Genomic DNA, 9,678 nt, shown 5'->3' on the forward strand with positions numbered 1-9,678 from the left:
AAAGCAAGGTATTATATATCTGATTGATCGTCACAGCACACCTCCTGAAGGGATTTTCCTGTATTATCCCTTTTATGTGCTGTGACTTTCAACCTCTACCTCATCTCCAAAACTGTCAGGTAGCTAGTTGTCCTCTCATAAAGGTGAAGATACCGTTTGAGAGATTTCGTCTTGAGGTAGACTCCTCCCCCCTCTCTATTCTCGAAGTCATCACCTGTGAATACCCTTTTATTTACGAGGCTGAGGGTAAGCCTATCAACGATAGGCTGTCTGAACTCTTCAACCATATCCAGAGCGAGGGAAGGTCTTCCGTGATCTATCTCGTGAAGATACCCGATATAGATGTCCAGGCCATGAGCCGCTAGGATTCCCGCTACCTCGCTTGTGAGCAGGGAATATCCCAGGCTGAGGAGGGCATTAACAGGATCAAGAGGTGGACGACGCGTCCTGACGGAAAACCGGAGCTCCCTACGGAGCATCTTCCCATATGCCCTGAAGTAGGCTGCTGCTGCTTCCCCTTCCACACCCATCAAGGCGGAGATTGTCTCGTGGAGATCTACGGAAGGGAGAGAAGATTCCAGACGTTTGATCTCTTCATCGAGATCCGCCTCAGCGTGGTTCTGCCTGTATCTCAAAAGGAGATAGCGGCTGTTCCTTATCTTAGCTCTGATTATGCTTCTGGATATCGAGATCCTAAAATCATCTTCCAAGTAACGCTTATATTGAGCTAGACGCAACAGTATATTCTTCGAATCAGCGGGGGAAAGTCTACCCTTAAATCTCCCCTTCATGGATAGGAAGCTCACTTCCACCCCTTCATTGAGCAGGAGGGCCATAGCCTGACAGGTCAGCTGAACGTTCCCAAAGATTATCACCCTTTCCACCTCATGAATCCTTACCTCTTGAATGGTTTTTCCATCTTTGACCACGAGCAGCCTTTTACCTCCTTTATGGAGGGAGGCTCCTTGCTCGGCGATATAAAGCACACTCATCACTTACCCTCTAAGAGTATCTTAACCTCCATCTCACCACGTTAGGTATCATCTTCGCAAATCGCTCAAATTTCCTTTGAGTGTAGCAGTTATCCATAACGTTTCCTATAAACGTAGGTCTGAGATCATAACTTTCACCATCTGATGCCTTGTTCAGATATCTCTGCAGATCGCTGTTCTCACCTCTATCATAGGCAGGGGAATTCGATGAAAGAAAGTGGGTGTGAATCCCGTTTAGGGAATTGGAGTCTCATTCTCAGTTACGATCTGAGGGGGTGTGGTAAAATGTCGGATAAATCCCTGTTCGAGGTCGCAACGGCGGGACATCACCAAGTACCTCGGAACTGGATGCCTGCAACTCGAGTTCGGCCATTTATTTTTGAAGATCCTGTAGTTGTTTGGCTCGAATACCATGGGAACCGATATGGTTTCCAGCCTGATACATCTCCTTATGAATTTCTTGATTTTATAGCGGAGAAAAGTCGCCAATTTGAAGAGAAGTGGATCAAGGAAATGGCGTCCGATGCCGTTGTTGTTTGTTATAAATCTTATGAGGCTCGTTTGGCCGGGAAAGTTCGAGAGACGATTGATCTCATCCGGAAAGGAACTCCGCTTATCGTTAGACCTGCCTTATGGTGGGCTCCGGAGAGGATCTATGGCGTGCCTGATCTTCTTGTCCATACATCATGGCTTCGAGATAATTTCCCCGATCTTTTACCGGTAGATACTTATATACCAGAGCATTATGTTGTCTTTGACATTAAATTTACAACTAAGTTGGACAGACCCGGGAAGGCCAAAGACCTCAGGAGCTACGCTGCTCAGGTTAGGATCTATTCTTATATCCTGGGGCATCTCCAGGGATTTATGCCCCAAAAAGCATACTTAATAACCCGTGATAGAATTTGCGATCCCCTACCAGTGGATATCACTTCAACCCTGGGTGAGCCTCTCGACCAAGATTTGGCGGCTATTAGAGATCAATTTGTGGAGATTAAGCTCAATGGCGCAAGGTATGTTCCCTGGCGGGACGATATCGTTAGATCTAACCTCAAACATCAAAATGATCGATGGCGAACCGCCAAGGATATTATCGCACGAGAGAAAATGCCTGGTGGTGACCCTGCTTTGCTATACCAGATCAACCCTGATGTTAAACGTGAACTCGCTGCTAGAGGTTATCCAACACTTGATTCGATGCTCCGGGAGGATCCACAAAATATTCCTTTTGAAAAATGCCGGGGTTTAGGGCCCAAAAAGTCAAAGCAAATCAGGGCCATCCTTCAAGCGAACCGATCTGGGTTCCCATTACCTCCCCCTGTTGATGTAATTCCAGTCAAGAGGCAATTTGAATTCTATATCGATTTTGAATATTTCACAAATGTAAATGTGGACTTTGATACACAATGGCCCACACTTGATGGTTGTGAGATGGTCTTCATGATAGGAACTGGTTGGGAGGAAGAGGAAAAGTGGTTTTTCATGGCCTTCGTTGCCACGGCGGAAAACCACAATAGAGAACGTGAGATGTTCGAAGAATTTCTCAAATTTCTTGAAACGCAAACAAAAGGGGCATTCACCGATAATAAGAGAACAGCTCTCTACCACTGGACAAGTACGGAAGTGCGGCAAGTTCAGCGTATGGCGGATCGCCATCACTTGCCTGATAATCATCCTCTACGTAGGCTCCCATGGTATGATCTCCAGAGGGTATTCCTCGATGGACCCTGCGCTGTGCCAGGCGCGTGGGGCTATGGACTGAAAGAGATAGCCAAAGCCCTGGGCAAAGTTGATCCGCGTTTCGACCCTCAGTGGCCCGGTGATCTCGACAAAGGGTTACTGGCGATGGTAATGGGATGGAAGGCTTATCAAAGCGCGTGCCCATTGCGATCACAAGAGATGATCACCCTCGTCCAGTATCTCGAGGCGGATTGTAAGGCCCTCTGGAAGATTTTAAAGTGGATACGGTCTCATGGTAAGTCCCGGGTATCGGCTAGGACTTCTCAAAAGTTCATGAAGCGTAAGATGAGGAAAATCTAGGTAACATAAAATTCGCGATAGATTAGAGAGCGGATTTCCTCTGAATCACTTATGCCATCTAAGCCTTTCCCTATCTACATTCTTCAAAAGTTTTTGAGAAGTCCTGCTTTTCAAACAGCGGCCGATATATTGACGCGCTGTCCTGAAAGGTGTATAATCTCGCCGAAAAACCCGGTGACGGGAAAACTGGGGTGAGAGATGACTCAGAACGCCATCTGGGTCAGCGGACAGGGAGGATATCACACCTACCGTATCCCCGCCTTGGCCGTGACGGTAAGGGGAACCCTGCTAGCCTTCTGTGAGGGAAGAAAGCACGACCGCAGCGATACGGGCGATATCGATCTGCTGGTGAAACGCTCCACGGATGGAGGCAGAACCTGGAGCGAAAGTAAGATCGTATGGGACGATGGGGAAAACACGTGTGGAAACCCATGCCCCGTGGTGGATGAAGAGGACGGGACCGTGTGGCTGCTGATGACGTGGAATAGGGGGGATGATAACGAACGACATATCATAGATCGGACAAGCCGGGACACCAGACGCGTTTTCCTTACATCCTCGAGTGACGATGGGATAAGCTGGGCCGAGCCGATCGAGATCACGAAGGCCGTCAAAAAACCCAACTGGACATGGTATGCGACCGGTCCGGGGGCAGGGATCCAGATAAAGAACGGGAAATACAGAGGCAGACTGGTCATACCCTGCGATCACATCGAGGCTGAGACCAAACATTACTATTCGCACATCATCTACTCCGATGACCACGGCCGGACGTGGCAGCTTGGAGGAAGGGCGCCTCGGCCGGGGGTCAATGAGTGCGAGGTGGTGGAGCTATACGGCGGCCGATTGATGCTCAACATGCGCAATTACGACCGATCTCATCCCACACGCCAGATCGCATTCAGCGACGACGGCGGGATGAGCTGGTATGACCAACACCATCATCCACAGCTTATAGAGCCCATCTGTCAGGCGAGCGTTCGCCGATACTCATGGCCCAAAGAAAACGGGCGGGGCATTATTTTGTTCTCCAACCCCGCTTCCCAGGAGAAACGGATAAACATGACCATCCGCGTCAGCTATGACGAGGGTAAGAGCTGGCCCATCGCCAGGGTGCTTCATCCGGGACCGAGCGCCTACTCCTGTCTGGCGGTGCTGCCGGATGGTGAGATCGCCTGCCTTTATGAGGCCGGCGGGGAACATCCGTATGAGTCGCTCGTGTTTGCTCGGTTTACACTGGATTGGCTGGAGGAATGAGAACGTCTATGGAGGAGGTTAAAACATGCCGAAAGAGCTGGTAGCCCTTGAGCCGGGGAAACCGGTTTTGAGGGAATACGAGGACGGCCCTGTCCCCGAGGGCCATATCAGGGTCAAGGTGGAGTTTGGCGCGCCGAAACATGGGACGGAGTTGACGCTTTATCACGGCCTGAGAGGCGCCCGATTTCCCATGGGTCTGGGCAACATGTGCGTCGGACGCGTCGTTGAGCTCGGAGAAGGCGTGGGGGATCTCTCCATAGGGGATAGGGTCGCCGGATATGGACATCTGCGTGAGACCCACACTTGGCGCGCAGATGGGGTCTGGAAACTGAGCGAGAGGATGACATGGAAAGAGGCCGTCTGCTTTGATCCCGCTCAGTTTGCGTTGGCCGGGGTCAGAGACGGCCAGGTTCGACTGGGCGATTGTGTCGCGGTTTTCGGACTTGGCGCCATAGGGCAGATGGCCGTCCAAATGGCGCGAGCCGCCGGCGCCATCTTCGTCGCCGCCGTCGATCCGATCGAACTTAGAAGGGAAGTGGCGCTACAAAACGGAGCCGATATGGTCCTCGACCCAACAAGCCAGAATGTGGGCGAGGAGCTCAAAAGGGCGACGGGAGGCCGCGGGGTCGATGTCGTCATTGAGACAAGCGGCAATTACGAGGCGTTGAATCACGCCTTTCGGGGGCTCGCCTTCGGCGGAAATGTGGCCTACGTCGGTTGGAGCAAGGAGTGTAAAGGCGGACTGGATTTCGGCGAGGTGGCGCATTTCACGATCCCAAATCTGATCTTCGCCCGCGCATGTAGCGATCCGAACAGGGATCATCCTAGATGGAGCTTCGCTCGGATCATGGACACATGCTGGGAGATGTTGGCCGAGGGACATTTCAACTGCGAAGACGTCGTCCAACCGGTGGTGCCGTTCTCCGAATCGGCCGAGGCCTATAAGGAGTTCGTCGAGCTACATCCGGAAAGGAGCGTTAAGCTCGGCGTGACTTTCGATTAAACGAGGAGGTGAAACATGAAAAAGGGTATAAGCCAGCTCGTGTTGCCCAGGGGCAAATCCCTCAAAGAGCATCTCGAATTCGCCAGCTCGGCGGGATACGAGGGGATAGAGCTCTCCTTCAGAATAGAGGAGCTCCACCTCGACATGAAGGAGAGCGAGCTTGAGGCCGTCAGAGAGATGTGCCTGGAGCACGGGCTGATCCCGTGCAGCGCCTGTGGGGTCAGCGCTCCGCTTACCAGTCCCGATAGAGATGAGCGTGAAAAAGGCAAGGAGAACGTGATCAAGCTTTTAAGGTGTGCCAAGGCGCTCGGAATAGATGCCGTTCTGGTCGTCCCCGGCAGGGTGACCGAATCGGTGCCCTATGATGCTGCCTATGAGAACTGTCTTCGATCGCTTATGGAGCTTGCCCCCGTGGCTGAGGAGATCAAGGTCTCCATAGCGATAGAGAACGTATGGAACCGATTCCTGCTCAGCCCTCTCGAGATGAGGATGCTGCTCGATACGGTCGACAGCCCTTACGTCGGCATGTATTTCGATGTGGGAAACGTCGTGATATTCGGGTATCCGGAGCAGTGGATACGGATAGTCGGCTCCAAGATCCGCAAGGTTCACGTCAAGGATTTCAGACGAAAGGGATATCAGTGGACACCCTTGATGGAGGGAGACGTGGACTGGAAAGCCGTCATGGGTGAGCTGAGGGCGATAGGATACGACGATTTCCTGATCTCCGAGGTGGGTGGCGATGAGGAGGCACATCGAAGAACCGCTGAGACCATAGACAGGATAATCTCGCTCGTCTGATGTAAAGGGGCGCAAGATCTTGCGCCCCTTGTCCTCCGGATCGAAATAAGTTATCCTTTAAACCGTATAAACCGCAGCGATTTGACATTCACCGGGACGGGGGTAAACATGTCGGGAATATCGTTTTTCGATATCTTCTGGATTTTCTTCATCATAGTCTCGCTTACACCGATGATCAAGCAGCGGATGTTGGAGGCGAGCAGGCTCAAGCTGATGAGACGGATCGAGCAGAGAAGGAAAAGCAGGGTGATAGCGCTTATACATCGCCAGGAGACCATGTCGCTTTTGGGGTTCCCCATAATGAAATATATCACGATCCAGGACTCGGAGGAGGTGCTTCGGGCGATAAAGATGACCGACGAGGACGTTCCCATAGATCTGATCCTGCACACGCCCGGCGGGTTGGTTCTGGCGGCCGAACAGATAGCGCATGCTCTGGCCTCGCATAAGGCCAAGGTCACGGTCTTCATCCCCCATTATGCCATGTCGGGCGGGACGCTTCTAGCGTTGGCCGCCGATGAGATCGTTATGAGCGAGAACGCCGTTCTCGGACCCGTTGATCCCCAATTGGGCCAATATCCCGCCGCTTCGATATTGAAGGTGCTCGAGATGAAGGATAAAAACGAGATCGAAGACGAGACGCTTATCCTCGCCGATGTCGCCCAGAAGGCGATGAATCAGGTCAAAAACTGCGTCAAGACCCTGCTGTTGAGAAAGGGGATGGATGAGGCTAAGGCCGAACGGATAGCCGATACGCTCACACAGGGGAGATGGACGCATGATTACCCGATAACGGTCGATGAGGCCAGGGAGCTCGGATTGCCCATATCGACCGATTTGCCCGTTGAGATAGATCTGCTCATGAACCTCTTCCCACAGCCCTATCAGAAGAGGCCTTCCGTCCAGTACATTCCCATACCCTACAAATCGGGCAAGGGCGAAAGGAAACCTATATCCGAGAAGCTGGAAATCCACCTATGAAACGGAGGTGATCGGGTGAAGCTTGATAGATGGGACCCATGGGATGAATTTTTGGAGCTGAAGCGCGAGGTCGATAGGCTTTTCACCTCATTCCTGAGGAGGATAGCTGAGGAGGTGCCGGCAACGCCGGCTTTCTCACCGCCCACCGACATCTATGAGACCGAGAGGGAGCTGGTCATCAGGCTGGCATTGCCGGATGTGATCGGGGAGGACGTCGATGTCTGTCTGAACGGCGATCAGGTGATCATCCAAGGCGAAAGGGACATGCCTTTTGATGCCGTCGCCTATCATCACAGGGAGTGGGAATACGGCAGGTTCAAGAGGGTTATCACACTGCCGTTTCACGTGGAGCCGGACTCCCTGAAGGTGAAACTGGAGGATGGAACGCTGGAGATAAGGCTCGCCAAGAGGTGATGGAGAATGCCACAAAAGGATTATTACCAGATCCTAGGTGTCAGCAGGGATGCCTCGCAGGAGGAGATCAAGCGGGCCTATCGAAGGCTCGCTATGAAATACCATCCGGATAAAAATCCGGGCGATAAGGAGGCCGAGGAGAGGTTCAAGGAGATATCCGAGGCGTATCAGGTTCTGAGCGATCCGGAGAAGCGAAGGATCTACGATCAACGCGGCAGCAGAGGGCTTGAGGATATCGGGTTCACCGCCTTCACCGATCTGGATGATATCTTCGCCAACTTCGGGGACATATTCTCGGACTTTTTCGGACCGAGGTTTTACAGGGAGGAACGGTCAACTCCCAGACGCGGCGCCGATCTGAGATATGAGGTGACCATACCGTTCCTGGAGGCCGCTTTAGGGGGTAAAAGGGAGATACGGCTTCAGCGCTGGGAGTCATGCCCTAACTGCGGAGGAACGGGGATCAGAGGCGGTGCCTCCTCGGTCTGCCCGACATGCCACGGTACAGGGTTCGTCACCCGACAGGAGAGACGAATGGGTGGATTCTTCAGCTTGAGCACGCCATGTCCTACCTGCGGAGGAACGGGGAGAACAGGTGAACCATGCCCTACCTGTGGCGGAACGGGAAGGATCAAGCGGACGAGAACCATAACCGTCAGAATACCGGCTGGTGTGGAGGATGGCGCCGTGCTGAGGCTCAGAGGCGAAGGTGAGACGGGCCAAAACGGCGGCCCACCAGGGGATCTGTTCGTCGTGATACATGTTATGGAGCATCCCCAGTTCAAAAGGGAAGGATTTAACATAATCTCAGATGTCCGCGTGCCGTTTACGACCGCGGCATTGGGGGGAGAGGTCACGGTGGAGACTATCCACGGCAGGGCGAGGCTGAAAGTGCCGCCGGGAACTCAGTCGGGCCAGATGCTCAGATTGGCCGGCATGGGCATACACGCCGCAAACGGGAAACAGGGCGATCACCTCGCAAGAGTGATGATCAGCGTGCCTCGAAATCCGTCACAGCGGCAGATCGAGCTCCTGAAAGAGCTGGCGAGATATGAGCACGGTTGACGTCTCTCTGTAATCATTAAGTCATTCGGCTTCGCCGTCATTAATGACTACAAATGACGATAAATGACAATAAATGACCTATAAGCGGCGGACAGTAGCTTTAAAATCTCTGCTACACTCAGCGATAATATGAGCGAATATTGAAAAGCTTTTCCGCCGGGAGAATCGGAATGACGCGAGATAAAAAGATCGAAAGGCTCACTGAGGAGGCGAGCTTTCACGCTCAATACGCCGAAGTGGTCCTTAACAGCATAGCCGATGGCGTTTATTCGACAGATCTCAACAGAATCATCAAAACCTGGAGCAGAGGGGCCGAGGAGATAACGGGGTGGAAGGCGGAGGAGATCATCGGCCATCCCTGCTTCGATTTCCTCAAACATACTGACGATGAGGGACGAGTGTTGTGCGATGTGGATTGTCCGATCGTTCAAACGTTCCGCACAGGACGGGACTCGGCCAAGGAAGCATGGGTGTTCACGAAGGACGGCAGAAGGATACCGGTCTCCATCACCGTGGGCCCGATCTTCGACGAAAACTGCAACGTGATCGGTGCCGTAGAGGTGTTCAGGGATATATCGAAGGAGAGGGAACTGCTGGAGAGCATAAAGCGGGCGAATGCCCTTAAGGATCAGTTCTTGGCAAACGTAAGCCACGAGCTGAGAACCCCCCTTAACTCCATCATCGGCTTCTCGGAACTCCTTAAGGAACAGGTCGTCGGCCCGCTGAATGAGAAACAGCTCCAATACGTCCAGAACATCCTCCAGAGTGGCGAGCATCTCCTATCCCTTATAAACGACATCCTGGACCTATCGAAGGTGGAGGCGGGCACGCTGGAGGTCGAGTCGGTGCCGATTAACCTCAAAGAGGTGCTCCAGTGGGCCCTTTTCATGCAAAGGGAAAGAGCTAAAAGACATAATATCTCCTTGAACCTCGATATGGACGAGGGGATTGGCATCGTTAAGACCGATCCGACGAGGCTGAAGCAGGTTCTGTTCAATCTGCTGTCAAACGCCGTCAAGTTCACACCCGATGGGGGATCAGTGATGGTGAAAGCCGAGAAACTCAACGGAGAGATACAGATCTCAGTCTCCGACACCGGCATAGGGATACCGAGGGAGAAGATCG

The 9,678-nt window shown here is 52.6% G+C and carries 9 protein-coding genes; 8 read left to right on the forward strand and 1 reads right to left on the reverse strand.

Annotation, left to right across the window (positions count from 1 at the left end):
• Positions 1 to 95: 95 nt before the first annotated feature.
• Positions 96 to 992 carry a CRISPR-associated endonuclease Cas1 gene (cas1, locus tag J7M22_00535; protein MCD6505084.1) on the reverse strand — a complete coding sequence of 299 codons (897 nt, stop codon included), beginning with the start codon at positions 990 to 992 and terminating at the stop codon, positions 96 to 98.
• 285 nt (positions 993 to 1,277) lie between these two features.
• Between cas1 and J7M22_00540 the strand changes: the two genes are divergently transcribed.
• From J7M22_00540 to J7M22_00575, 8 genes are all read left to right on the forward strand, one after another.
• Entirely contained in the window at positions 1,278 to 3,032 is a 1,755-nt protein-coding gene (locus J7M22_00540; protein ID MCD6505085.1) for a ribonuclease H-like domain-containing protein, read from the forward strand.
• Between the two features lie 198 nt (positions 3,033 to 3,230).
• Entirely contained in the window at positions 3,231 to 4,289 is a 1,059-nt protein-coding gene (locus tag J7M22_00545; protein MCD6505086.1) for an exo-alpha-sialidase, read from the forward strand.
• 25 nt (positions 4,290 to 4,314) lie between these two features.
• The gene (locus tag J7M22_00550) at positions 4,315 to 5,292 is read left to right on the forward strand and encodes a zinc-binding alcohol dehydrogenase (GenBank protein MCD6505087.1); all 978 of its coding nucleotides are present in this window, start codon (positions 4,315 to 4,317) and stop codon (positions 5,290 to 5,292) included.
• A gap of 15 nt (positions 5,293 to 5,307) precedes the next feature.
• Positions 5,308 to 6,093 (forward strand): sugar phosphate isomerase/epimerase, encoded by a 786-nt coding sequence (locus tag J7M22_00555; GenBank protein ID MCD6505088.1) that lies wholly within the window; start codon positions 5,308 to 5,310, stop codon positions 6,091 to 6,093.
• 108 nt (positions 6,094 to 6,201) lie between these two features.
• A complete protein-coding gene (locus tag J7M22_00560; protein ID MCD6505089.1) occupies positions 6,202 to 7,074 on the forward strand; it encodes an ATP-dependent Clp protease proteolytic subunit in 873 nt (290 codons plus the stop codon).
• Positions 7,075 to 7,089: 15 nt separating this feature from the next.
• Complete coding sequence (locus tag J7M22_00565; protein ID MCD6505090.1) at positions 7,090 to 7,488, forward strand: Hsp20/alpha crystallin family protein; 399 nt, start codon at positions 7,090 to 7,092, stop codon at positions 7,486 to 7,488.
• Between the two features lie 6 nt (positions 7,489 to 7,494).
• Positions 7,495 to 8,553 carry a molecular chaperone DnaJ gene (gene dnaJ, locus J7M22_00570; protein MCD6505091.1) on the forward strand — a complete coding sequence of 353 codons (1,059 nt, stop codon included), beginning with the start codon at positions 7,495 to 7,497 and terminating at the stop codon, positions 8,551 to 8,553.
• A 170-nt stretch (positions 8,554 to 8,723) separates the two neighbouring features.
• A partial coding sequence (locus tag J7M22_00575; protein ID MCD6505092.1) for a PAS domain S-box protein occupies positions 8,724 to 9,678 on the forward strand: 955 nt, incomplete at its 3' end.

The sequence above is a fragment of the Candidatus Poribacteria bacterium genome (genome assembly GCA_021162805.1).
In the GTDB taxonomy this organism is placed as follows: Bacteria; Poribacteria; WGA-4E; order B28-G17; family B28-G17; genus JAGGXZ01.